The following is a 25596-nucleotide window of genomic DNA, read 5'->3' as shown; positions in this document are numbered from 1 at the left end:
TGATAACCTCCAGACTACTCATCTGTTTTTTCTTCTTTTACTTCTTCTTCTATAAATGCGGCCACGTTTTGGCTGACCATTTCTCTCGCCTGGCGCAGCGCGTGATAAACAGCGCGTGCATCAGAAGAGCCGTGCGCTTTAACAACAGGCGCCTTTAAACCGAAAAGACTCGCCCCGCCGTACTCAGAATAGTCCATTTTCAGTTTCATTTCCATCAGCTTCGGCTTCAGCACTCCCGCTGCCAGCTTAGAAACAAAACTTGAAGTCAGTGTATCTTTCAGCATTTTGAAAATTGATAACGCTGAACCTTCCAATGTTTTCAACGTGACGTTGCCCGTAAAGCCGTCTGTGACGATAACGTCAGCAGCGCCTTCCAGCAAGTCTCTCGCCTCTACGTTTCCGACAAAATTCACGTTTGTTTCTTTTAATAATTCAAACGTCTTTTTTGTCAGGTCGTTTCCCTTCTTTTCTTCCGTGCCGACATTTAACAAGCCGACGCGCGGCGAGCTGATTCCGAGAACCTGCCGGGCATATACAGACCCCATTATTCCGTACTGGACAAGGTGCTCCGGCTTGGCATCGACATTGGCGCCCACGTCTAAAAGAAGGAAACCGTCGCCTGATACGGTCGGAAGCGTCGGCGCAAGGGCCGGCCGGTCGATTCCTTTAATTCTGCCGACAATAAACAGCCCCGCTGTCATCAATGCACCCGTATTCCCCGCTGAAATGCAGGCGTCCGCTCTGTTTTCAGCCACTTCCTGCGCCATCAGCACCATAGAAGAATTTTTCTTTCTGCGTACGGCGCGGACCGGTTCATCCGTCGGTTCAATCACTTCATCGGCGTGCAATACGGTGATGCGGTCTGATGTTGTTGGCAAGTGTGATTCTATCGTTGTCTTGTCACCGACCAGCGTAATATGAAGGTCATCAAATGCCTCAATACTCTTCATTACTCCGTCAATAACAGCTTTGGGTGCGTTGTCGCCTCCCATTGCATCTACAGCTATTCTCATGCTTGCTCCACCTTTATGATTGTTTTGAACGGTACATGTCAAAGTTGCCGGAGAATACGACTTCTTCTCCCACATAACTGTTTACTTCCACTACCGTTCTGCCTTTTTCTTTTTCGACTGCCGTCACTTTGGCTTTCGCAACGACGCGCTCGCCCTCTTTCACCTGTCTTGTAAAGCGGATATTTGCGCTTGCGGTCAGCGCCAGCTCATCATCTATGACGGCTACGGCGAGTGAGTTCGCCTGCGCAAACAAATGATGCCCCCGCGCAATCTGATTGCGGCTGAAAACATGTTCGCGTCTTACTTCTAATATAGAAATGGCCTGGCCGTCAAGCTCCAGATCAATGATTTCACCGATCACTTCATCTAAAGGCAGTGATTTCACTTCATCTTCAAGCGTTTGCTCTGCCACGTTTTTAATTCTTTCCCTCAGCTCCGGTATTGAGAGCTCTAAGCGGTCTAAACGGATCGTCTGAATGCTGACGCCGAATTTCCCCGCTAATTCTTCATCTGTGATGAAGGGTGTCGATTTGATCGTCTGCTGCAATAATTTTTGGCGTTCTTTCTTGCTTCTTCTCATCTATAAACACCATCCGGACAATTAAGACTAGGTACTAATAGTAGTATATAATTTCATAGATTGGAATGCAATGATTGTTTTTTGAAAGCCGCCGAATTTTGCAGAATCAGCTTAATTTCTCCCCTTCTAAGACACCGCTTGAAAGCAATTGAGCGCGAAGCATGCTGTACTCGTCATCTTTCCAAAAAGCTTCTGAAGACACAAGATTGGCCGCATCCTGACGGGCCGTCTCCAAAGCTCTGTAGTCATGAACCATATCCGCCACCTTGAACTCGGGCATACCGCTTTGTTTTTTTCCGAAGAAATCGCCGGGACCGCGCAGTTCAAGATCCTTTTCAGACAGTTCAAACCCGTCATTTGTCTCCGACATGATTCTCATCCGCTCTTTCCCGGTTTCGGATTTCGGATCGGCCATCAAGATGCAGAAAGATTGGTGGTCTCCCCGTCCGACCCGGCCGCGGAGCTGATGGAGCTGAGATAATCCGAAACGGTCGGCGTCATAGATGACCATAATCGTCGCATTCGGCACGTTCACCCCGACTTCTACGACGGTTGTTGACACGAGAACCTGACATTGATTGGCGCTGAATTCTCTCATCACCTGATCTTTTTCATCAGAATGGAGCTTCCCGTGCATCAGACCGACATTCCATTTGCCGCGGTACACATCAGACAGCATGTTATATACGTCAATCGCATTCTGCACATCCAGCTTATCCGATTCTTCAATGAGCGGACAGATTATATAGGCTTGTCTGCCCTGTTTCAGCTCTTTTTCAACAAAAGCCAAAATCCGCTCCAGCATGTCGTGTTTCACCCAATACGTTTCGATTTGCTTTCGTCCCGCGGGCATTTCATCTATCACGGAAACATCCATTTCTCCGAAGACGGTAATGGCCAGCGTTCTCGGAATCGGGGTGGCTGTCATAAACAGCACGTCCGGATCCTGGCCTTTATTCTTGAGTTTTTTGCGCTGTTCGACCCCGAACCGGTGCTGCTCGTCCGTAATGACAAGGCCCAGCGCTTTAAATTCCACTTCATCCTGGATTAAAGCATGAGTCCCTACTAAAATATCAATCTCTCCGAGAGCAAGCCGCTCCAAAAGCTCCCTGCGCCGCTTGCCTTTTACAGAACTCGTCAAAAGCGCGATATTCACGTCTTCATTTGCAAACAACGATACGAGAGAGTCAGCATGCTGTTCGGCCAGAATTTCTGTCGGCACCATTAATGCCCCCTGATACCCCGACAGAATCGCAGCGTACAAAGCGATGGCGGCGACCGCCGTTTTTCCTGAACCGACATCACCTTGCAGCAGACGGTTCATTCTGTAAGGGGATGTCATATCAGCGGTAATTTCACGGAGCACGCGCATCTGTGCGTTCGTGAGCGAAAACGGAAGGCTGTCTGTGAAAGCGGCGAGCTTTTCAGCCGGAAACACGTGGCTGATGCCTTTTGACTGTTCTCTTTCCGCTTTACGGAACGCCTGCATCTTCAGCTGAAACAATAAGAATTCCTCGTACACAAACCGGCGTCTTGCCTGCTGCAGCGATTCCCTCGTCTCCGGCTGGTGCATCGTCTGCAGGGCTTGTTTGTAATCGGGCAGCTTGTAGCGGATTCTCAATTTTTCAGGAAGCGGATCGGCCGCACTGTCCAAATGATGCTGCAGCGCATCCTTAATAAATCGTCTCATCATTTTAACGGTGACGTTTTCTTTAACGGAATAAACAGGCTCAATGCTTTTATCTTCTTGATGAGGACCGTTTTTTAGTTCCTGCACGGATACGGTCTGCCTGTGTTTATCCCATTTACCGGATATCGTGACGACAGAACCGAGCGTCAGTTTCTTTTTTAAGTACGGACGGTTAAAACAAACCGCGGTAATTAAATAATTGCCGACAAGCACTCTGAATGTCAGCCTGTTTCGTTTTTTGCCGTAATAGGTAAGAGAAGGTTCTGAATGAACCTTCCCTTCTACCGTCACTCTTTCTTCATGTTTTACTTCTACTAAATCCCTCAGCTCATAGTCGTCATAACGGTAAGGGAAATAATTCAGAAGATCAGAAATGTCATAGATACCCAGTTCATGTAATGTTTTTTCTGTTTCCGGCCCAATGCCCTTAATCTCCGCTATACTAGTTTGCTGATGGTGTTTCACTTGATTTCAGCGCTCCTCCGAAAATTTTTTTCTCTAATTCTCTTCCCGTCGGTGTCGCGGCTAAACCGCCTTGTCCCGTTTCACGCAGTGCTGTCGGCATCGTCTGGCCGATTTTGTACATCGCGTCTATTACCTCATCGCAAGGAATGCGGCTCGTAATCCCTGCCAGCGCCATATCCGCCGCGATCATCGCATTGGAGGCTCCCATTGCGTTCCGTTTGACACACGGCACTTCTACCAAGCCGGCGACCGGATCACATACGAGACCGAGCATATTTTTCAGCGTAATCGCCATTGCTTCCGCTGATTGCTGAGGCGTTCCGCCCGCCATTTCCACAATCGCAGCGGCAGCCATACCGGATGCCGATCCGACTTCCGCCTGACAGCCTCCCGCCGCTCCCGAAATACTCGCGTTATTTGCTACGACAAAACCGAACGCGCCGGCTGTAAACAGAAAACGGATCATTTGTTCCGTCGTAGGGTTCAGCTTATGCTTTACGGCGAATAACGTTCCCGGCACAACCCCGGCAGAGCCGGCGGTCGGTGTAGCGCAGATCGTTCCCATCGCCGCATTGACTTCATTTGTGGCCACAGCTTTAGACACGGCGTCTAAAATCAGATTGCCTGACAGGCTTTTTCCCGATTGGATGTATGCCTGCAGTTTCACGGCATCTCCTCCTGTTAAACCGGTCTGGCTCGTGACGCCCTTCAGCCCTTTTTCAACCGCCGCTTCCATGACGGAAAGATTGCGTTCCATTCCTTGAAAGATCTCTTCCCGCGTTTTTTGCGTCACTTCCATCTCTTGGGTGATCATCACTTCTGAGATCGGAATTTGTTTTTCTTGAGTGATTTCTATTAATTCTTTTACATTACGAAACATGTCATTTTCCTCCTGACTTTTTAGTCAGCTATCTTAGTAACCTGTATAATATTAGGAAGTGTTGATAGTTCATCCAGCACTTCTTCTTCAATATTCTGATCGACCTCAATCGTCATCAGCGCAAGCTGGCCGACGTCCTTACGCGCCACTTCCATATGTCCGACGTTGATTGAGAATTTCGCAAGCACATTGGCAACGCCTGCAATTGTCCCGAATTTATCATTATGAACGACTAAAATAGCCGGGTGGTTTCCGGAAAGCCGCAGCTCAAAGCCGTTAAGCTCCGTGATTTCTATTTTCCCGCCGCCGATTGAAATACCGGTTAAGGCAAGCTCCCCCTCATCATCGGAAATGATGATACGCGCCGTATTCGGATGAACGGGCACGGCATCCTCTGTGCGGAACTCTATATCTATGCCCTTCTCTTCAGCAATTTGAATCGCTGTTTTAATCCGTTCATCAAATGTATCAAAATCAAGCAGGCCGCCGATAATCGCCACATCAGTGCCGTGACCCTTATACGTTTCTGCAAATGATCCGTAAAAAGACACAACGATCCGGCGGGGCTCCCGTCTGAATAAGCTTCTGGCCACTCTGCCGATCCGGGCTGCGCCTGCGGTGTGTGAACTGGACGGGCCGATCATTACCGGGCCGATAATATCAAAAACGCTTCTATATTTCATGCTGGTTTGTTCCTCCTTAACATCACTTCATTCAGCGCTTTTCTTTAGACTAATTGAACATTTATCAATTGGCAAGCAGGCACACTGCCGCACTGCCGCAGGTAAATTAAGGCATAAGAATAGAAGGGCCTGATAAGCCCTTCTATTCTGCCGCAAATATATATGGATAAAGAGGCTGTCTGCCGTTATGGATTTCAACTTCGATATCTTCACAGACGCTTGTAATATACTCAGCGAGTTTCTCAGCTTCTTCTTCCGGCGCGTCTTCTCCGTACAGGATGGTGACGATTTCATCTTCTTCCCCGATCATCTCATCCAGCAGTAATTTCGCCGCATTTATCCGGTCTTCGGCGCTGCCGATAATTGAACTGTTTAAAATGCCGATAAAATCACCTTTTTTGATATCCTTGCCGTCGATATGGGTGTCTCTTACTGAATATGTCACCTGTCCGCTTTTCACATTCCGGATGGCTTCAAGCATATTGGCTTCATTTACATCAGCCGGCTGGTCAGGGTTAAACGCAAGCAGGGCGGTCATGCCTTGAGGCACCGTTTTTGCCGGAATGACAATGACATTTTCTTCAGCCACGCTCGCCGCCTGATTGGCAGCCATCACAATATTGGAATTGTTCGGAAGAATGAAAACCGTTTCCGCATTCACAGACTGAACGGCTTCCACAATATCTTCCGTGCTCGGATTCATTGTCTGGCCGCCTTCGATAACGTGTGAGGCGCCGATGCTGGCAAACAGTTCAGAAATGCCTTCGCCCATTGCCACAGTCACGATCCCAAAAGGTTTACGAGCTTCTTTCATTACACCGGCCGGCTTTTTTTCATCATGTTCTTGGCTGATGATGGACGTATGCTGCTCCCTCATGTTTTCAATTTTGATTTTAATCAAATCGCCGTAACGCTGCGCGAGATTGAGCACGTTCCCTGGCTCTTCGGCATGAATGTGAACTTTCGCCAGCGTATCATCAGCGACGACCAGCAATGAGTCACCGAACCGGCTCAGTTCATTTCTGAACGTCTCTTCTTTGAACGTCCGTTTATCTTGGTCAAGCCTTACCATCACTTCCGTACAAAATCCGAATTCAATGTCTTCTGTACTCAGCATGCTCTGCGCGCTTTTATGATGTTCGGCATTCACCATATCATCGAGTGCCGGAAGAACCGCTTTTTTCGGTACGGACTCTCCTTTTAAGGAAGCCAAAAAGCCTTCATATACACAAAGCAGACCTTTTCCGCCGCTGTCAACGACACCGACGTCCTTTAAAACAGGGAGCAGATCCGGCGTGCGGTTGAGCGACGCTTCCGCTTCTTCAATAACGGCCTCCATGAGAGCAATGATATCGGTTTCTTCTTTGGCCGAGGCGACCGCTTTTTTAGCCGCGTCCTTTGCCACGGTTAAAATCGTTCCTTCAACCGGTTTCATGACTGCCTTATATGCCATATCCACTCCCGCTTGGAGTGCAGCGGCAAATTCTTGGGCGTTTATTTCTTTTTTGTTTTCAATGCTCTTTGTGAAACCTCTGAATAATTGGGACAGGATCACCCCTGAGTTTCCTCTTGCTCCCATAAGCAGGCCTTTTGACAGGGCGATGCCGACTTTGCCGATGTCAGGTGAGTCAAGGTGTTCTACCTCTCTTGCACCGGATGACATCGATAAATTCATGTTTGTTCCGGTATCGCCGTCCGGCACGGGAAACACGTTCAGCGCATCCACCGCGGATGCGTTTTGAGACAATGTCTCAGCCCCCGCCAGAATCATTGCCGCAAAAGCTCTCCCATCTAAGTTTCGTCTAGACAATACTCATCCTCCTCACTACGGGTTCGTTACTCGTACGCCTTGGACATAAATATTTACAGAATCAACTGCAAGTCCGATTGTTTGATTTACTGTGTATTTTACCTTCGTCTGAACATTGTGGGCTACTTCGGATATTTTCGTGCCGTAGCTGACAATAATGTACATGTCGATATGTATTTGTTCGGCTTCCTGACGGACATGTACGCCTCTTGCGAAGTTCTCTTTCCGGAGGATTTCAGACAAACCGTCTTTAATCTGGTTTTTGGAGGCCATCCCCACTATTCCGTAACAGTCAATGGCAGCGCCTCCGGCAACCATTGCGATGACTTCGTTGGATATATCAATCTGTCCGTATTTTGTCTTCATTTCAATGGACACACAGGTTCCTCCTTCAGGTGCATAGAGTTATCATTATTCTACTATATGTATCCCATTATGAAAAGAAAAGATACAGACAGCGGCGCTCCAGCGCGGAAATGTGATTGGTTTTACATGTCAAGTGATTTTTCTTGAAAGTAAGGTAAACAATAGTTGCAAACGGTTTTTAGCTGTGGTAAATTATTTAAAGTATTGTATAACGAAAGCATCTGAGACACTATGTTTGAAAAGATGTTTCGCGCAGTTAGGAGGGAAACAAATGGCACGTAAATGTTTTATTACAGGTAAAAAAACAAAAGCCGGAAACAACCGTTCTCACGCAATGAACGCTTCTAAACGTACTTGGGGCGCCAACCTTCAAAAGGTCCGCATCCTCGTTGACGGCAAACCTAAAAAAGTATATGTATCTGCCCGGGCTTTAAAATCCGGAAAAGTTGAGCGTGTATAAGCAAAAATGAACGCCTGCCCTTTTATGCGGCAGGCGTTTTTTATGCGTTCAAAGAGGGCGATTTCAGCTCCTTGGGCCTACTCTTTTCTAAATGAGCCCAGCATCGCCCGGACAATTCCTCCTAAAAACTTCGGCAATTTAATGGTATAAAATTTCATTTTGTCCCCTCCTATAAGTTCCGTATCCGCTGCGTTCATCACTTTAGGATTCATGGTTTTTTCCGCATATGGCAGAAGCCGCTTTTTTAATCCGCGCTCCTTACCATTATTAATATGCCTTTTGCAAACGAAAAAGTACCTCGTGAATGAATGAGTTCGTTACTAATACATAGTGTGGAACCCATGGGAATATGACAATTATCCAGAGGATATTTAAAACCGTCGAGCGTCAGGCCCTCTGCCGCTTCCGCAAACGGAATAAAAGAAACATAGCGTCTGTTGCTTTTTTCTTCAATTGTATAACGGCCGGGTCCGAACATCTGAATCTCATTCTGCCTGTCGATCAGTTTGACATCAGTGTCCTTATTTACGGCTTTATACAGCAGCTGAATGTTCCCTAAAAAATGATCGGCTCTTCCGCCCGTCACACCGAATATCCGAATGTGCTCCGGTTCTTTTTGTAAAGCCCAGTCAAGAGCGAGTTCCAGATCGGTATAATCTTTTTCCGCCTGATACACATGGAGGGACGGCGCAGCTTCTTGAATCTGCAGGAGCTCTTCTTCCGTAATGCTGTCGAAATCACCGAAAGCCTCCTGCGGAATGATCCCCGCCTCCAAAAGAGCGACCGTCCCTTTATCCACTCCGACCCACGTCGTATCTCCGTCTGTGTACGCCGACAGCTCCGGAATAAACTCCCGGGGGCCGCCCGCAACAATATTGATTGTCTTCATACATTATCCTTTCTCTCTTAAATACGAAAAGAGCCGGCGGCTTTCACCGGGCTCTTTTTCAGCATGTTTATTCTGCGTTTCGGATGTCAGCGATGGCTTTTTTCCGATCCGGCTGATTATATACGGCAGACCCGGCAACAAGCAGGTTGGCGCCCGCTTCAGCGCATAAAGGAGCTGTTTCTTTATTAACGCCGCCGTCCACCTCGATTAAAAGTTCAGAAAGGCCTTTCTCCTCAGCCAGCTGTTTGACCTGACGGATTTTCGGCAGGACCGAATGAATGAAGCGCTGTCCTCCAAAACCCGGATTAACCGTCATTAACAGCACAAGGTCCAGCTCATCGATCACATGTTCAATGATTTGAACGGGCGTATGCGGATTGAGCACAACTCCCGCTTTTACCCCTTGCTCTTTTATCAATTGAATGGTCCGGTGAAGATGCGGACACGCCTCGGCGTGGACGGAAAGGATGTCCGCGCCGGCTTTTGCGAATGCCGGGATGTAGCGGTCCGGATTTTCAATCATAAGATGGACATCCAGCGGCAGATCCGTCACCGGACGGACGGCTTCAACGATAAGCGGTCCGATTGTAATGTTAGGGACGAAATGGCCATCCATGACATCAATATGGATATAGTCCGCCCCTCCTTTTTCCACGTCTTTAATTTCCTCGCCCAGTGAAGCAAAATCGGCGGAAAGAATTGATGGCGCAACCTTAATCATATTAATACCTCGGCTTTCTCTCTTTTATTTCCTGCATAAATTCTTTGTAATGCTCATAGCGGTACGTCCGGATGTCTCCTTCTTCCACCGCTTGCTTTACCGCGCATTTCGGCTCCTTAAGATGCAGACAGCCTCTGAATTTGCACGAAGCGCTTATGTCTCTGATCTCAGGGAACGTGCTGCCGAGCTCTTCTTCCTCAATATCGGTAAACTCAAGCGAACTGAACCCGGGAGTATCCGCCACAAGACCGCCTGATGTATGAATGAGCTCCACATGGCGCGTCGTATGTTTCCCGCGTCCTAAATGTGCGGAAATCTCGTTTGTTTTCAGCTCAAGCTCCGGGCTGATCGCATTTAAAAGCGAAGATTTTCCGACTCCGGACTGGCCGGCAAACACCGTGGTTTTGTTCTCAAAGTGTTTCACAATGTCTGTTAAACCGCTGTTTTCTTTTGATGACGTCACATATACGTCATAACCGATCGCCTGATAGTCTTTCACATAAGACAGGATCTTCTCTTTCGTTTCCGCGTCTGAAGCTAAGTCCATTTTGGTTATGCAGATGATCGGATGAATGCCGTTGGCTTCCACAAGGACGAGAAAACGGTCCAATAATGACGTGCTGAACGCCGGCTGAACGGCGGAAAAGACGAGAACGGCCTGATCGACGTTTGAAATCGGCGGCCTGATCAGCTCGTTTGTTCGTTCTTTGATTTCCAGCAGGTAGCCTTCTTTATCATTTTCAGCCTGATAGACGGCATAATCGCCGACCAGAGGCGTTATTTTATTTTTTCTGAAAATGCCCCGGCCCCTGCATTGAATGATCTTGTCCTGTGATTCATCCAAGACATAATAGAATCCGCTTAATGCTTTAATAATTTTGCCCTCAGGCATACGGTCCCTCCTTGGTCAGTCATTATCTTCAGGGTATTCAATCGTCTTATAGCTGACGACTTTATGATCGACCATCACTTGATAATACCCTTTTTGTCCTTGATCAATCTTCAGTTCAATCGTTTTTTCAGTCGGCTCTTTAATTTTAAACGAATCATACGTATCAGAGATGCTGTGGTCTTTATCATCGATGGCGATTTGCACTTCAAGCTCGTCCCCTTCATGTTCGGGTTCGTAGGGAATGCTGATTTTTTCTTTTACCGTTTTCGCCGGTTTTTCTTCAGGTCCGAGCGAAAACGTCACTTCAACATTACTTCCCGGCTTAACCGCTGTGCCGGCTGACGGCTCTTGCTTCATGACTTGTCCTACCGGCACGTCATCTGAATGCGCTTCTTTTTCAACAAGCTGCAGGCCGTTATCTTCAAGATACCCCGAAGCCGCTTCTTTGCTGTAAGTTTTTAAGTCCCTCAGCGTAACATCCGCCGGCCCGAGGCTGACCGTTAAGCTGACTTCATCATCGCTTGCGACCATGTCGGTGCCGGCTGACGGGCTCTGATCAATCACGGTGCCTGCCGCACTGTCATCATTCTCTTCTTTTACATTGACATGTTTGAAGCCTTTATCCTTCAGCGCTTTTTTCGCGTCGTCGATCTGGCGGCTTTTCACGTCGATCAGTTGGGTTTTCGGTTTCCCGATACTTTTGTACAGTTTTACAGAAGAGCCTTCTTTAACGGCAGATCCCGCTTTCGGATCAGTTTTGACCATTAATCCCTCTTCGATTTTTTCATCTTCAATGTCCGCCATATCCGGGTCGGCTTCGAGACCGTTCTTTTCCAGCAGGGCTTCCGCTTTTTCGTACTTCATGCCCCGTACGTCGGGGACGCTTACATCTTTGGGCATAAACAGAGACGGGAACACGGTGACTGCTAGAACAGCCGCCATAATGAAAATGAAGCAGACGGCCAGCAGAATCCACGGCCATTTCCGTTTTTTCTTTTTGACGGGCTGCTGTTCTTTATCGTCCGTCTCCTCCGGCGTTTCCGCATGAGGCGCGGCTTTTGCACCGTCAGTAATAACGGGAATCGCTTTCGTCATTTCCTCATCATCCTGCACGGAAAATTTTTGTTCATTTAGCCTGCCGGCGTCAAAAGCCGTTCTGATGTCCGCTTCCATGTCCTCTGCGCTGTCATAGCGGTGAAACGGATCTTTGGCGGTTGCCTTTAAAATAATGTTTTCAACGCTCTGCGGAATCGAAGGGTTCCACTTTCTGGCGGAAGGCGTTTCTGTCTGCAAGTGCTTTAATGCTATGCTTACGGCTGATTCTCCGTCAAAAGGGATTTTGCCTGTTAAAAGCTCAAACAGCACGATGCCGAGTGCGTAAATATCTGATTTTTTCGTTGCCAGACCGCCTCTCGCCTGCTCCGGAGACAAATAATGAACCGAGCCTAGCACAGAATTCGTATGTGTGATTGTCGTCGAAGTGAGAGCTGTGGCGATGCCGAAATCCGTCACCTTAATATGCCCTGAATGATCTATCAAAATATTGTGCGGTTTAATATCCCGGTGCACAATATGATTTTGATGGGCATGGGCGATGGCTGAGACGATCTGCTCCATAACGGACAGCGCTTCTTTCGGATGAAGCGGTCCGTGTGCGGTTATGTATTCCTTTAATGTCATGCCTTCCACATATTCCATGACAATGTAATAAATATCGCCTTCCTCCCCGATATCGTAAATACTGACGATATTCGGATGGTCAAGGCTTGATGCCGACTGTGCTTCTCGTCTGAAACGCCTGATAAACTCAATGTCATTCACAAAGTCAAACCGCAGAATTTTAATTGCGACTTCACGTTCGAGAATGATGTCCTCAGCTAAAAAAACGTTCGCCATTCCGCCGCCGCCAATGGGCCGGAGGATGTGATAACGCCCGCTGATCCGCTTGCCGGTTAGCACTTGTCTTCACCCTCTTTTGCATCTGCGGAAAACTCAATCAATACAGCCGTGATATTATCTTCGCCGCCGTTTTGATTCGCTTTGCTGATGAGAAGGTCTACTTTTTCCTGAGGAGCAGATTCGGCTTGAAGCATTTGTTTGATCTCGTGATCTTCTATTTTATTTGAAAGTCCGTCAGAGCATAAAAGCAGCTGATCGCCGTCAGACAGCTCAAAAGAACGGGCGTCGGGGCTGATGGTTTCATCTGTCCCCAGCGCTCTCGTCAATACATTTTTCCGCGGATGATGCTCGGCGTCCTCTTTCGAAATTTCTCCCGTCTTGACCAGCTCATTCACAAGCGAGTGGTCTTCAGTCAGCTGAACGAATTCACCCTCTTGAAGCAGGTAGCACCGGCTGTCTCCGATATGGGCCACAGTGACAAACTTCTCCGTGAATAAAGCGCAGACAACGGTGGTGCCCATTCCCCGGCATTCTTCATTCGCTTTTGCGTGTTCATACACCCTGACATTCGCCTCATGAATCCGGTCTTTGAGCCAAACCTCACAATCAGACGGCAGAGACGGAACGGATTCGGCCCGGTTCCACTGCTCTTCCATCGCTGCAACCGCCATCCTGCTCGCCACATCTCCGGCAAGATGACCGCCCATACCGTCGGCGACAACCGCAAGCACCGCTTCTTCTTTTGTGAAAATGCCCGCCGCATCTTCATTATGCTGGCGGACTTTACCTGTATCTGTTTTCAAGGCTGTAATCAACCTCTTCACCTCGTCTCGTCTTGACGCTCCTTCGCGCGAAGCTGACCGCAGGCCGCGTCAATGTCATGGCCTTGCTCTCTTCTGATCGTGACATTTACACCGCGGGATTTTAACGTTTTTTCGAATGCGAAAATCTGATCTCTCGGTGTGCGGACGTAATCCCGTTCAGGCACATAGTTTACCGGAATTAAGTTGACATGGCATTTCACGTCTTTTAACAGTTCTGCAAGCTCTTCCGCGTGTTCGACCTGATCATTTACGCCTCCGAACAAACCGTATTCAAAGCTGATCCGTCTGCCTGTTTTCTCGATGTAATATTTGACGGCTTCCATAAGGTCAGGAAGCTTATAGGCTTTGTTAATCGGCATCAGACGGCTTCTGATCTCCGTATTCGGGGCATGCAGAGAAATCGCGAAATTGATCTGCATTTTTTGATCGGCGAAATCGTAAATCTTCGGAATGATGCCGCTTGTGGAAACCGTGATATGACGCGCTCCGATGTTCAGTCCTTTATCATGGTTAATGATTTTTAAGAAAGCGAGCATCTCATTGAAATTATCAAACGGCTCTCCGATTCCCATGATGACGACTGAGCTGACGCGTTCATCCGTTTCATCAAGCGCCTTTTGCACTTTCACGACTTGAGCGACGATTTCTCCCGCTTCAAGATTCCGTTTCAGTCCGCCAAGTGTTGACGCGCAAAATGTGCAGCCGATCCGGCAGCCGACCTGTGTCGTTACACATACAGAATTGCCATACTCGTGTCTCATTAAAACCGTTTCAATTGTATAACCGTCGTGAAGCTCAAATAAAAATTTCATCGTGCCGTCTTGTGACGTCTGCTTTACAGCCGTTTTCAGCGTTGTCAGCACAAAATTGCTCTCGAGTTTTTCACGCAGGCCTTTTGAAAGGTTTGTCATTTCCTCGAAAGAAGAAACCCGTTTTTCATAAAGCCATTCAAAAATCTGTGCTGCGCGGAACGGCTTTTCGCCATTCTCAGTCAGCCATTGTTTGATTTCATCTAATTCAAAAGAGTAAATGGACGGCTGTTCAGTCCGCAGCTCTTTCCGTATGCTTGTCTTTTTTAATTGTGTCATTTTTTATCCCTTCTTTCTCATGCTGCTAATAAAGAAACCGTCTGTTCCGAAATAATGCGGAAGAATTTGAAGGCTTCCATCCTGAACAAAGGGTCTCGCCTTTTCAGGCAGCCGCTTTTCAAGAGACAAATCGGGTTCAAACTCAGGGTGTTCTTGTATAAACGCATGCATAACTTCATCATTTTCTGTCCGGTCCATTGTACACGTACTGTATACGAGTGTGCCACCTTTTTTTACTAATGGGGCGATTTCCCTTAAAATACCGAGCTGGATCTCTGACAGCCGTCTGCTGTCATCCGGCGTCTTCGTATATTTCATATCAGGCTTTCTTCTGATGACGCCGAAACCTGAGCACGGGGCATCGACGAGCACCCGGTCAAACCGTTCTGCGCCAAAAGCGTCCCCAGCTTTTCTGGCATCCATCGTTTGCGCGTCGATGATCGTAAGTCCGAGCCGTTCCGCGCCTTCTTTAATCAGCTTCACTTTATGGCGGTGAAGATCAAGCGATGTGAGGCTCCCCTCGTTCTCCATTAATTCCGCGATGTGAGCCGACTTTCCTCCGGGTGCGGCGCATGCGTCTAACACGGTTTCCCCCGGCTTCGGGTCCAGCGCCCGCGCGACGAGCATTGAGCTTTCATCCTGAATGGATACTTGCCCGTTTTGGAAAAATTCCGTGTTTGCGATGCTTCCTTTTAAAAGCTTAATCGCATCAGGAGAAAGGTCTCCGGCTTCCGCTTCCAGACCCGCATTTTCCATCTCATTCAGCAGCTTTTCCCTGTCAGCCTTGATGTGATTGACACGGAGCGTCTGTTTCGGCGGAACGAGATGAATCCGGCAGATCTTTTCGGCCGCCTCAAAGCCGTATGCCTCAACCCACTCCTTTACGAGCCATTCGGGATGGCTCGTCTCTGTTGAAAGGCGGAGAATCGGGTCTTCGATTTCAGCGAATGACGGCGCACCCTCACGCTGCAGGGAGCGCAGGATGCCGTTGACAAAGGACGCGATTCCCTTATGCCCGCGTTTTTTGGCGATTTCAACCGCTTCATGGATGGCGGCGCGATCCGGAATTTTTTCTAAATATTCCATTTGATATGCGGACAGACGCAACAGCTGAATCACCCATGGCTTCACCTTATTCGGCTTGCGGATAAAAGGCTTCAGTATATAGTCTAGAGCGATTTTATTTTGCAGCGTTCCGTAGACAAGCTCTGTCAGCAGTCCCCTGTCCTGGTCGCTGAGCGTGTTCGTTTTGATAACCGATGTAAGAAGCAGGTTGCTGTATGCCTGATTTTGTTCAAGCTTCTCAAGCGCTTCAAGGGCAAGCTCACGGACATTAATTTTTTTCATCTGCTGCTCCTAACACGTCACCTGACTGAACATTTTTTCCTCTTACAAAATCCTCGCCCTTCATCCGTTTTTTACCTGACGGCTGCAGCTCTGTGATTAAAAGGGCGGTGCTGTTTCCCGATGCGACGACAATGCCGTTTTGCTCCGTGCGGATGACTGTTCCGGGCGCTGCTTCAGTTTTTGCCGCAACTTTTTCAGACGCCCATACTTTGATATTTTGTCCGTTTAATGTTGTATAGGCGACAGGCCAAGGGTTTAAGCCTCTGATCTGGTTGTAAATCTCTTCCCCGGGCTTTGTCCAGTCGATCCGCTCCTGCTCACGCTTAATGTTAGGCGCGTAAGTCGCTTTTGATTCGTCCTGCCTGATCGGTTTAATATTTCCGGAAATGACGTTCGGAACGGTCTCTGACAAAAGCTTTGCCCCCGCTATGCTTAATTTGTCGTGAAGCGTGCCGACATTATCCGTTTCATCAATTTCCACTTCGATTTTAGAAATCATATCACCCGCATCAAGCTTTTCTACCATATACATGATCGTCACGCCCGTTTTCTTCTTGCCTTGGAGAATCGAATAATGTATCGGCGCTCCGCCTCTTAATTCAGGCAATAGTGACGCGTGCACGTTAATGCAGCCGTATTTCGGGCCGTCAAGCAGCTGCTTGGGCAGGATCTGTCCGAATGCCGCGGTAACAATCAGGTCCGGTTTCAGGCTGAGCACTTTTTCTATTTCTTCTTCAAGCCTTACTTTTTCGGGCTGAAGCACGGGGATGCCGTGACGTTCAGCTTCAGCCTTTACGGGAGGCGGCGTCATGATTTTTTTTCTGCCTTTGGGGCGGTCAGGCTGCGTAACGACCCCAACCACTTCATATCCGTCTTCAATAAGCGTGCGCAGCACGGGAACTGAAAAATCGGGCGTTCCCATAAAAACGATCCTTGTCATCCAATCATCCTTCCATTTCTGCCAGTTGTTCTTCAGTGTAGTACGCCGTGATTTTTGACGTGAATAAAATGCCGTCTAAATGATCCATTTCATGCTGGACGGCTCTGGCCAAAAAGCCTTCCGCTTCTAAAACAAACGGTTTTCCTTTACGGTCGTAAGCTTTTACCTTTACGTAATCCGGGCGGGTGACGTCGCCGTAAACCCCGGGAAAGCTTAAGCAGCCTTCAACTCCGGTCTGCTCACCGCTCTTTTCAAGAATAACCGGATTCACAAGGTCGATCCGGCCGCTTTCTTCACCGATATCAACGACGGCCGCTCTTTTTAAAATGCCGATTTGCGGCGCGGCGAGGCCGACGCCATCCATTTCAAGCATCGTATCGTACATATCATCAAGCAGTTTTTTTAATTTTTTATCAAACACTGTCACTTCTTCAGCGGGTGTTTCCAGAACTTCCGCGGGGTGTGTGACGATTTTTTTCACAGCCAAAATTTTGCCCTCCAAAACTAATGTTACATCAGCATGTACGGATTCATATCGATTGAAATCATCACATGCTTTTGCGCAATATCGCGTTTATAGTGCTCCAGTATTTTTTTCAACTGAATCTGCAACTCGTTTTCCTGTCTGTATTTTATCACGCATTGATAGCGATATCTATCTTTGATCCTGGCAATCGGGGAAGCCGCCGGCCCTAGAATTTTCGTGTCGGGCCCGCACCCCGCTCTTAAATAGTTTGTAATCTTTTCTGCGGTGACCGCGGCTTTTGCCGCTTCTTCATGAGAAACGGTCACCAGCGCCACGTAATAATAAGGCGGATATGACTGAGCCCGCCTGTGCGCCATCTCCTGCTGAAAGAAAGTTTCATAGTCATGCGATTTCGTCAGCTGAATGCTGTAATGAGACGGTGTATACGTTTGAATGACCACCGTTCCCGGCTTTTCATGCCGCCCGGCCCGTCCGCTAACTTGGGTCAACAGCTGAAATGTCTTCTCAGCCGCCCTGAAATCAGGGATGTGAAGCGTCGTATCCGCGCTTAATACTCCGACGAGAGTCACGTTCGGAAAATCAAGCCCTTTTGCGATCATTTGCGTGCCGAGCAGAATATCCGCTTTTCCTTCACCGAACGCGGACAATAGCTTTTCGTGGGCGCCTTTTCTTGAAGTCGTGTCCACATCCATCCTGATGACGCGCGCCTGAGGCAGTACTTTGGTAAGCTCTTCCTCCACACGCTGCGTTCCCGTGCCGAAAAAGCGGATATGTTCACTGCCGCATTCCGGACATGTTCCCGGAACAGACTCCTCATGACCGCAGTAGTGGCATTTCAGCCTTTGCCCGTAGCGGTGATAAGTCATTGAAATGTCGCAATGCGGACATTGCGGCACATAACCGCAGTCCCGGCACATGACAAACGAAGAATACCCCCGTTTATTCAGAAAGAGAACAGCCTGCTCTTTTTTCGCAAGCTTCTCTTCCAGCTGTTCCATCAGCTCTATTGAAAACATCGACCTGTTGCCGTTTCTCAGCTCTTCTCTCATATCAACGAGAGAAACATCCGGCATGAGCTGGCGATTTACGCGGTGTTTTAACGGAAGCAGCTCATAAACGCCTTTTTTCGCCCGCGCAAATGACTCCAATGTCGGCGTGGCGCTCCCGAGGACGACCGGACAGCTGTGATGCTCGGCCCGGCGGATGGCTACGTCCTTTGCATGATACCGCGGCATTTCCTCCTGCTTATAAGAAGATTCATGCTCTTCATCAATAATGATCATGCCGAGATTTTCAAACGGAGCAAAGATGGCCGACCTGGCTCCGACGACAAGCCGGACTTCCTTACGCTGAATCTTCCGCCATTCATCGTATTTTTCACCTGTGGATAAACCGCTGTGCATGACTGCAACCTGAGAGCCGAAACGGCCTTTAAATCGGTTCACCATTTGCGGCGTCAATGAGATTTCCGGAACGAGCACGATGGCTTCTTTTCCCTTTGCCAGCACCTTTTCAATGGACTGCAGGTAAATTTCTGTTTTGCCGCTTCCTGTTACGCCGTGAAGCAGAAAGACGTGATGAACATGATCGGCTACGGCTTGTTTAATCGGCTCAAAAGCGGCCTGCTGCTCTTCAGTAAGGACAAGCGGCTCTGTTTTTTTGAACATTCTGTCCTGATAAGGATCGCGGTAAACCTCCTCAAAACTTTCCGTAAGAAGCCCCTTTTTGAGAAGCGTTTTCAGCGTCGCTGAACTGGAATCGGTCTTTTTGCAAAGCTCAGCCGCGGAAATCTTTTCTCCCCCGCCGATAAAATAAGTAAGCACGGCGAGCTGTTTAGCAGCCTGCTTTGTCAATGAATCTGCGTGCCGGGCGAGTTCCTCTCTGTCTGCCCCCGCCTCGATCATGCGGATCATTTTTTTATTCGTTTTCTGGGCGACCTTATACGTGACATCAATGCTTCCTTTGCGCACGAACTTTTGAAGTGACGAAAGAAGCCGTTCATCGGTAATATCCGAGTACAGAAGACTTTTCTGATTTCTGAAGAGGTGTCTGATGTCCGGTGTCAGCGCTTCTTCATCAACGACTTTCAGCTCTTTTTCGTACTTCGCCTTCAGCGCCGCCGGCAGCATGGCCTGAAGCGCCGTGATTTTAAACGACAGTGTTTTGTCAGAAAGCCATGAAGACAGCTGCATCAGTTCTTCAGTCAGAACGGGCGTCAAATCCAGCAGCTTCTCGACTTCCTTCATTGACCCGCCGTTTAATTCAGACGAATTTTTCAAACCGGTCACAAACCCTTGAAGCTTGCGCGGGCCGAACGGGACAATCACCCGCATACCGACTTCGATCATTCCCTTTAAATGATCGGGGATTTTGTAATCAAAGGGTCTGTCAATGTTTTTGGAGCTGACATCAACAATGACTTCAGCTACATTCATACGGGTTTTCGGTCCTCGGCTTTCAAAGAGATCATTTCCTTCAGCATTTCAAAGGAAACGTCAAGTTTAGACATAAGCGCAAGCTCCCGCTTTCTTCCGTCCCGGAAATAGAAGGTGACGAGATTCGTATCTGTGCCAAACCCGGCTCCTTCCGCTTTCACGTCATTCGCCACGATCATATCAAGGTTTTTCTGTTCAAGTTTTCTGCGCGCATAGCGTTCGATGTCTTGCGTTTCAGCCGCGAAGCCGATCAGAAGCTGGTGTGTTTTCCGTTCGCCGAGTTCTTTCAGGATGTCTGCCGTACGGTTGAATTCGATCACGAGTGAACCGTCTTTCTTCTTCATTTTATGTTCAGAAACAGCCGCCGGCGTAAAATCGGCCACGGCCGCCGTCTTAATGACGATGTCACATGAATCAAACACAGATAGCACGGCTTCTCTCATATCTGCTGCCGATTGCACGGGAAGGAACTGATACAGCCCCGCAGGAGGTTCTATTGACACCGGACCTGAAATCAGCGTCACCCGCGCACCCAGCCGGACGGCAGCTTCGGCAGCGGCATAGCCCATTTTGCCGGTGGATTTATTTGTAAAAAAGCGGACGGGGTCCACGGCTTCGCGCGTCGGACCTGCCGTAATGACAATATGTTTTCCTTTCAGCGGCGCATCGTCTTCAGGCTCCTTAAAGTGCTCTCTGACACGCTCAACAATAAGCTCCGGCTCTTCTAATCTTCCTTTGCCGACATATCCGCATGCCAAATAGCCTTCACTCGGCTCAATAAAGCGGACGCCGTCCTGATAAAGCACGGAAATGTTCCGTTTCACCGCCGGATGATCATACATATGGACATTCATCGCAGGCGCCACCCAGACAGGAGCCTCCGCCGCCAGCACCGTCGTTGTGAGCATATCATCAGCAATTCCGTTGGCAAGCTTGCCGATGACATTTGCCGTAGCGGGTGCGACGATAATTAAATCCGCCCAGTCAGCGGCATCAATATGAGAAATCACCTTCGGATTTTGTTCTTTAAAAGTATTTGTATACACTTCATTCCGGCTCAGCGCCTGAAATGTCAGCGGAGAAACAAACTCACGCGCGGACTCGGTCATAATCACTTTTACGTTCGCACCGGCCTGAACCAGCTTGCTCGTGAGCGCGGAAGCTTTATAAACGGCAATCCCTCCGCTTACGCATAGCAGAATGTTTCGGTTTTTCATGAAGTCTCTCTCCTTTATGAAAGCATTGGACAAATCCCAAACGGAAAAAAATAACAACCTATGTAGAGATAGGTTGCTACGTGTGCTTGTTATTCGCTGTCTTCTCTTTCAAACGAAAGCAGGCCCGCGTCAATTTCTTCTAAAGCTTTGCCTACATATTTGTGAGAAATGGTATGTTCAATCTGCTGGTCTTTTTTGATCTGCATTTCACGCGCGCGTCTTGCAGACACAGTCACCAGCGTATATTTAGAATCTAATTTATTCATTAAAGAGTCAATTGACGGATCTAACATAAGTTATTCTACCTCCAGCATTTTCTTATATCTCGGAGCAACGCGTTCACGCTTTAAGTGCTCGGCGAGAACAATTGCGTTAATTTTATCACAAGCCGTTTGGATATTGTCGTTTTCCACGACATAATCATACGCGTCCATCATTTCGATTTCAGCTTTGGCGGCCTTCATTCTGTTTTCAATTAAATCGTCTGTTTCTGTCCCTCTTGTCACGATTCTGTTTTTCAGCTCAGAAAGACTCGGCGGCGCTAAGAAGATAAACAGGCCTTCCGGAAATGCATTCCGCACTTGGAGCGCGCCCTGCACTTCAATCTCTAAGAAGACGTCTTTTCCTTCTTGAAGCGTCTGTTCGACATAATCAACGGGCGTTCCGTAATAGTTGCCGACATATTCTGCCCATTCAAGCAGTTTGTTGTTTTCAATCATGCGTTCGAATTCATCTCTTGATTTAAAGAAATAATCGACGCCGTCGACTTCTCCCTCTCTCGGGTTTCTCGTCGTGACTGAAATTGAGTATTCAAATTTTGTGTCTTCTTGTGAAAATATTGCTTGCCGAACCGTTCCTTTTCCAACTCCGGAGGGACCTGAGAGAACGATTAATAACCCTCTTTCTTTCATGCGGCAATTACCCCTGCCCTTCATCCATAATTTCTTCTTTCACAGAAAGTCTGTGTGCAACTGTCTCAGGCTGGACGGCAGATAAGATAATGTGATCACTATCCATGACGACAACTGCACGGGTTCTTCGTCCGTATGTAGCGTCTATTAGCATTCCGCGGTCTCTTGCATCCTGGATCATTCGCTTTATTGGCGCAGACTCCGGGCTGACAATCGAAATCATCCGATTGGCGGAGATGATATTGCCAAATCCGATATTAATCAGTTTAATCGTCATCTTCTACGTTCCCCCTGTAAAATAGACGTCTCTAGTGTAACCTGAAGAGACCGTCTGTAAACAATACGCACAGTCGCTATTCTATATTTTGCACTTGTTCCTTCAATTTTTCAATAGAACTTTTCATTTCCACGACAAGCTTTGTGATTTGATGATCATTGGCTTTTGAGCCGATCGTGTTCGCTTCGCGGTTAAGTTCCTGAACGAGGAAATCAAGTTTGCGGCCGACTGCACCGCCTTCTTTTAATATATCACGGAATTGAACAAAATGGCTCTTTAATCTGGTAATTTCTTCCGTTATATCAGAACGGTCGGCGAAAATGGCGCATTCCGTGATCAGCCTGCTTTCGTCAATCGCGTCCTCCGTCCATTCCTTCATTCGGGCGTAAAGACGCTCGCGGTAATGGGTAACAACGGCCGAAGCGCGGTCTTTCACCCGTTCGGACAGCGTCTCAAGCCGCTCAATGTGCAGAAAGCAGTCTTCCGCCAAAAGCCGGCCTTCTTTTTCCCTCATGTCACAAAGTTCCTTTACCGCCAGCTCAGCAGCCTCCCTGATGACTTCCTCAAGCTTATCATCACGCATCTGCTCTTCATGAATCTGTGCAATATGTTCAAAAGTAAAGAAATCCATTGCGTCGGGTTCAGCGGCCAGGCTGTAGCGGTCTTTCATGACGCGGGCGGCGCTCACATATTCATCAAGGAGCTCCCAATCGATTTTCAGGCTTCTTTTTATGAGCGCGTCACTGTTTACAGTAAGAAACAGTTCTACTCTTCCGCGCTGTATATGCTGCAATATGATTTGTTTCAGCTTATCCTCTACATATAGCAAAGGCCTTGGCAGACGGGCGTTCACTTCTTTGAACCGGTAATTGACGGATTTCAACTCAACGGTTGCCGAGAGATCGCCTTTTGTGCTGCTTGCGCTGCCGAAGCCTGTCATACTCCGTATCATATGAAACACCCAATTCTTTCCCGTTATCAAAATAAAAGGGCAATAGACATGCTATTACCCCTAAGATTATATCATATGGAATTATTTTTTTCTTGTCAAAAGTGAACCCGCCAGCAAAAAAGTAGGTATGCCCGACATGCCGAGAATCAGCATCCAATCGCCCGGCGTAATCGGCACAGTTTTGAAAATAGGCTGCAGCGGCGGATAATAGATGACGATGACCATCAGGAAAACAGAAGAAACGATGGCGCCTAGCAGATAGATATTTTCAAACGGATTGCGGGAGAAAACAGACGTTTCGCTCCGGCAGTCAAATACGTGTATAAGCTGAGCCAGAACAAGAGTCGCGAATGCGACGGTCTGTGCATACGGCAGATTTTCAGGATTGCGGTGATACACGACGATAAACGCTAAAATGGTTGCGGCTCCGATTAAAAATCCTCTTGAGACGACTTTCCAGCCCAGTTTTCTCGCAAATACCCCTTCTTTCGGATGCCGCGGCTTCCGCCTCATCAGGTCATCTTCCGGCTGATCCATACCGAGCGCCATAGCCGGCAGCCCGTCAGTGACTAAGTTCACCCACAATATCTGAATCGGAACGAGCGGCAGCGGCAGAGCGAGAAGCATCGCAAACAGCATGACTAAAATCTCACCGACATTGGAGGCGAGTAAATACCGGACGAATTTTCTTATATTTTCATAGATATTTCTCCCCTCTTTTATGGCTGATTTAATCGTAGCGAAGTTATCATCGACCAGAATGAGAGAGGACGCTTCCTTTGCCACATCCGTTCCCGTCACGCCCATAGCAACGCCGATATCAGCCTGCTTTATGGCCGGGGCGTCATTTACTCCGTCTCCTGTCATGGCGACGACGTGTCCGTTTTCCTGAAACGCTTTGACAATTTTCAATTTATGTTCAGGTGATACGCGTGCGAATACGTAAATATCATCGACCGTCTCCGTAAGCTCTTTTTCAGAAAGCTTATTCAGCGTTTTTCCGTCCATCACACGCCCTTTTTTCGGAAGAAGCCGCAAATCTTTCGCGATCGCCTTTGCCGTTTCGACGTGATCACCGGTAATCATCACCGTTTTAATGCCTGCTTCACGGCATTCTTTAATGGCCTGTCTGACCTCCGGACGGGGCGGATCAATCATGCCGGACAGGCCGAGTATCGTCAGGTTCTTTTCCGCCTGCTCCATTGTCGGCTTTTCACCCGGATTTAACGGTTTATAAGCAATCGCGATCGTCCGGAGGGCTTGCGACGCCAGTTCTTTCAAGACCGCTTCTGTCTCAGCTTTCTTTTCTTCTGAAAATGGCGCACTTCTGCCGCCGTGCATCATATGTGACGAGCGGTCAATCAGCACATCAGGCGCTCCTTTGGTGATGACGAACCGCTTTTTTTCCTTATCTTCGGCGATGACGGTCATCATTTTGCGGACGGAGTCAAACGGAAACTCGGCAACAACACGGTATTGTTCACTGAGCCAGTCGTTTGAATAGCCGCCTTTTCTCGCGGCCGTCAGCAGCGCTCCTTCTGTCGGATCGCCGTCAAGCACATAATGGCCGTCTTTCAGTTCAATTTCGGACGTATTGCATAATGCGCCGAAAACCAGCATCTGTTCAAGCATCTTCTCATCTTTCGGCTTGATTTCCCGCTCATCGCGCGTAAAAACTCCCGCCGGCTCATAGCCGATACCTGACACTTTAAATGTTTTTCCCCCTGACCACATATGGGTGACGGTCATTTTGTTTTGTGTCAGCGTGCCGGTTTTATCAGAACAAATGACAGAGGCGCAGCCCAATGTTTCAACTGCCGGGAGCTTTCTGACAATTGATTTTTGTTTGATCATGCGCTGAACGCCGATTGATAATGCCACCGTAACAATGGCGGGAAGCCCTTCCGGAATCGCGGCGACGGCCAATGACACCCCGGCCAAAAACATGCTGTAAAGCTCATGTCCCTGTAAGACGCCGACTGCAACGACCAATACCGTCAAAAGCAGCGCGACGATAATTAAAATTTTGCCGAGCTCTTCTAGTCTTCGCTGCAGCGGTGTTGAAAGGTTGCCGGCGGATTCCAGCATATCGGCGATTTTCCCCATTGCCGTATTCATTCCTGTACCGACGACGACGCCGACACCGCTGCCGCGCGTTACGATCGTCCCCATAAACGCCATATTGTTGATATCGCCTAAAGAAACATCCGGCTTTCTCAGCTTATCAGCTTGTTTGACAACCGGGATCGATTCCCCGGTCAGCGCCGATTCTTCGATTTCAAGGCTCTTCGCTTCAACGATCCGCACATCCGCGCCGATCCGGTCGCCGCTTGAAAATTTCACGATATCGCCGGGAACGAGCTCCTTGGACTGAATTTTCTTCCAGCTCCCGTCCCGCAATGCTGACACATACGGCGTTGACAGCTCTTTTAATGCATTTAATGACTTCTCCGCCCGTCTCTCCTGAAAAAAACCGAGCACCCCATTGACAAATACAATCGCCATAATCGCCACGGCATCTACATATTCGCCTAAAAACCCGGAAATTAAGGTTGCCACAAGCAGCACGAGCACCATAAAATCTTTAAATTGGGCGAAAAACACGACGATCGCCGGTGTCCTCTTGCCCTCCTGAAGCTCGTTCGGTCCGTGCTTTTCAAGGCGTTTTTTCACCTCTTTTTCGGTCAATCCCTGTTTAATGGACGTATTTGTTGCTTTCAGCAAATCGGTTTGACCCATTTCATGAAACTTCATTCTTCTCGTCCACTCC

Annotated in this window: 25 protein-coding genes; 1 reads left to right on the top strand and 24 read right to left on the bottom strand. The window is 48.3% G+C overall.

The features are described from left to right. Window positions 1-14: 14 nt before the first annotated feature. The 7 genes from plsX to ABDB98_RS08135 all read right to left on the bottom strand — a co-directional run bounded on the left by plsX (window position 15) and on the right by ABDB98_RS08135 (window position 7499). Window positions 15-1013 carry a phosphate acyltransferase PlsX gene (plsX, locus tag ABDB98_RS08165; protein WP_007409758.1) on the bottom strand — a complete coding sequence of 333 codons (999 nt, stop codon included), beginning with the start codon at window positions 1011-1013 and terminating at the stop codon, window positions 15-17. 13 nt (window positions 1014-1026) lie between these two features. Beyond that, the gene (fapR, locus tag ABDB98_RS08160) at window positions 1027-1593 is read right to left on the bottom strand and encodes a transcription factor FapR (RefSeq protein ID WP_016936149.1); all 567 of its coding nucleotides are present in this window, start codon (window positions 1591-1593) and stop codon (window positions 1027-1029) included. 106 nt (window positions 1594-1699) lie between these two features. Beyond that, a complete protein-coding gene (gene recG / locus ABDB98_RS08155; protein WP_438421910.1) occupies window positions 1700-3748 on the bottom strand; it encodes an ATP-dependent DNA helicase RecG in 2049 nt (682 codons plus the stop codon). After that, window positions 3726-4628 (bottom strand): L-serine ammonia-lyase, iron-sulfur-dependent, subunit alpha, encoded by a 903-nt coding sequence (gene sdaAA, locus ABDB98_RS08150; protein WP_013352227.1) that lies wholly within the window; start codon window positions 4626-4628, stop codon window positions 3726-3728. The genes recG and sdaAA overlap by 23 nt, the downstream gene beginning before the upstream one ends. 20 nt (window positions 4629-4648) lie before the next feature. Beyond that, entirely contained in the window at window positions 4649-5311 is a 663-nt protein-coding gene (gene sdaAB / locus ABDB98_RS08145; protein WP_016936152.1) for an L-serine ammonia-lyase, iron-sulfur-dependent subunit beta, read from the bottom strand. Window positions 5312-5453: 142 nt separating this feature from the next. Beyond that, entirely contained in the window at window positions 5454-7121 is a 1668-nt protein-coding gene (locus tag ABDB98_RS08140) for a DAK2 domain-containing protein (protein ID WP_047475059.1), read from the bottom strand. Between the two features lie 15 nt (window positions 7122-7136). After that, window positions 7137-7499, bottom strand: a complete 363-nt coding sequence (locus ABDB98_RS08135; RefSeq protein WP_065521305.1) for an Asp23/Gls24 family envelope stress response protein — start codon at window positions 7497-7499, stop codon at window positions 7137-7139. Between the two features lie 259 nt (window positions 7500-7758). Between ABDB98_RS08135 and rpmB the strand changes: the two genes are divergently transcribed. Beyond that, window positions 7759-7947 carry a 50S ribosomal protein L28 gene (gene rpmB, locus ABDB98_RS08130; RefSeq protein ID WP_003154328.1) on the top strand — a complete coding sequence of 63 codons (189 nt, stop codon included), beginning with the start codon at window positions 7759-7761 and terminating at the stop codon, window positions 7945-7947. A 77-nt stretch (window positions 7948-8024) separates the two neighbouring features. On the opposite strand, the gene spoVM is transcribed toward rpmB, so the two are convergent. The 17 genes from spoVM to ABDB98_RS08045 form a co-directional block, all read right to left on the bottom strand. Beyond that, window positions 8025-8105 (bottom strand): stage V sporulation protein SpoVM, encoded by an 81-nt coding sequence (spoVM, locus tag ABDB98_RS08125; protein WP_003154329.1) that lies wholly within the window; start codon window positions 8103-8105, stop codon window positions 8025-8027. An 86-nt stretch (window positions 8106-8191) separates the two neighbouring features. Then, window positions 8192-8836 (bottom strand): thiamine diphosphokinase, encoded by a 645-nt coding sequence (locus ABDB98_RS08120; protein WP_045926108.1) that lies wholly within the window; start codon window positions 8834-8836, stop codon window positions 8192-8194. Window positions 8837-8903: 67 nt separating this feature from the next. Then, window positions 8904-9557, bottom strand: coding sequence for a ribulose-phosphate 3-epimerase (gene rpe, locus ABDB98_RS08115; protein ID WP_016936156.1), 654 nt, complete (start codon window positions 9555-9557; stop codon window positions 8904-8906). A gap of 1 nt (window position 9558) precedes the next feature. Next, complete coding sequence (rsgA, locus tag ABDB98_RS08110) at window positions 9559-10449, bottom strand: ribosome small subunit-dependent GTPase A (RefSeq protein ID WP_438421908.1); 891 nt, start codon at window positions 10447-10449, stop codon at window positions 9559-9561. A gap of 15 nt (window positions 10450-10464) precedes the next feature. Further along, on the bottom strand, window positions 10465-12408 hold the full coding sequence (gene pknB, locus ABDB98_RS08105) for a Stk1 family PASTA domain-containing Ser/Thr kinase (RefSeq protein WP_438421907.1): 1944 nt from the start codon (window positions 12406-12408) through the stop codon (window positions 10465-10467). After that, on the bottom strand, window positions 12402-13163 hold the full coding sequence (locus ABDB98_RS08100) for a Stp1/IreP family PP2C-type Ser/Thr phosphatase (protein ID WP_060962816.1): 762 nt from the start codon (window positions 13161-13163) through the stop codon (window positions 12402-12404). The genes pknB and ABDB98_RS08100 overlap by 7 nt, the downstream gene beginning before the upstream one ends. 5 nt (window positions 13164-13168) lie before the next feature. Beyond that, window positions 13169-14260, bottom strand: coding sequence for a 23S rRNA (adenine(2503)-C(2))-methyltransferase RlmN (gene rlmN / locus ABDB98_RS08095; RefSeq protein WP_438421906.1), 1092 nt, complete (start codon window positions 14258-14260; stop codon window positions 13169-13171). A 3-nt stretch (window positions 14261-14263) separates the two neighbouring features. Continuing rightward, window positions 14264-15607, bottom strand: a complete 1344-nt coding sequence (gene rsmB / locus ABDB98_RS08090) for a 16S rRNA (cytosine(967)-C(5))-methyltransferase RsmB (RefSeq protein WP_438421904.1) — start codon at window positions 15605-15607, stop codon at window positions 14264-14266. Next, on the bottom strand, window positions 15594-16547 hold the full coding sequence (fmt, locus tag ABDB98_RS08085) for a methionyl-tRNA formyltransferase (protein ID WP_060962818.1): 954 nt from the start codon (window positions 16545-16547) through the stop codon (window positions 15594-15596). Before fmt ends, rsmB begins: the two co-directional genes overlap by 14 nt. A gap of 4 nt (window positions 16548-16551) precedes the next feature. After that, complete coding sequence (gene def / locus ABDB98_RS08080; protein ID WP_047475069.1) at window positions 16552-17034, bottom strand: peptide deformylase; 483 nt, start codon at window positions 17032-17034, stop codon at window positions 16552-16554. Between the two features lie 23 nt (window positions 17035-17057). Next, complete coding sequence (priA, locus tag ABDB98_RS08075) at window positions 17058-19469, bottom strand: primosomal protein N' (RefSeq protein WP_438421903.1); 2412 nt, start codon at window positions 19467-19469, stop codon at window positions 17058-17060. Further along, window positions 19466-20686 (bottom strand): bifunctional phosphopantothenoylcysteine decarboxylase/phosphopantothenate--cysteine ligase CoaBC, encoded by a 1221-nt coding sequence (coaBC, locus tag ABDB98_RS08070; RefSeq protein ID WP_438421902.1) that lies wholly within the window; start codon window positions 20684-20686, stop codon window positions 19466-19468. Before coaBC ends, priA begins: the two co-directional genes overlap by 4 nt. Before the next feature lie 89 nt (window positions 20687-20775). Further along, a complete protein-coding gene (rpoZ, locus tag ABDB98_RS08065; protein ID WP_003154346.1) occupies window positions 20776-20979 on the bottom strand; it encodes a DNA-directed RNA polymerase subunit omega in 204 nt (67 codons plus the stop codon). Window positions 20980-20982: 3 nt separating this feature from the next. Continuing rightward, entirely contained in the window at window positions 20983-21597 is a 615-nt protein-coding gene (gene gmk / locus ABDB98_RS08060) for a guanylate kinase (protein WP_016936166.1), read from the bottom strand. Between the two features lie 7 nt (window positions 21598-21604). Then, window positions 21605-21874, bottom strand: coding sequence for an extracellular matrix/biofilm regulator RemA (remA, locus tag ABDB98_RS08055; protein ID WP_003154355.1), 270 nt, complete (start codon window positions 21872-21874; stop codon window positions 21605-21607). A 76-nt stretch (window positions 21875-21950) separates the two neighbouring features. Beyond that, on the bottom strand, window positions 21951-22826 hold the full coding sequence (locus ABDB98_RS08050) for a YicC/YloC family endoribonuclease (protein ID WP_438421900.1): 876 nt from the start codon (window positions 22824-22826) through the stop codon (window positions 21951-21953). An 81-nt stretch (window positions 22827-22907) separates the two neighbouring features. After that, window positions 22908-25580 carry a calcium-translocating P-type ATPase, SERCA-type gene (locus tag ABDB98_RS08045; protein WP_060962821.1) on the bottom strand — a complete coding sequence of 891 codons (2673 nt, stop codon included), beginning with the start codon at window positions 25578-25580 and terminating at the stop codon, window positions 22908-22910. Between the last annotated feature and the right edge of the window lie 16 nt (window positions 25581-25596).

The organism is Bacillus siamensis, assembly GCF_051628075.1.
Taxonomy (GTDB): Bacteria; Bacillota; Bacilli; order Bacillales; family Bacillaceae; genus Bacillus; species Bacillus siamensis.
This window is presented reverse-complemented; position numbering and strand designations above follow the sequence as displayed.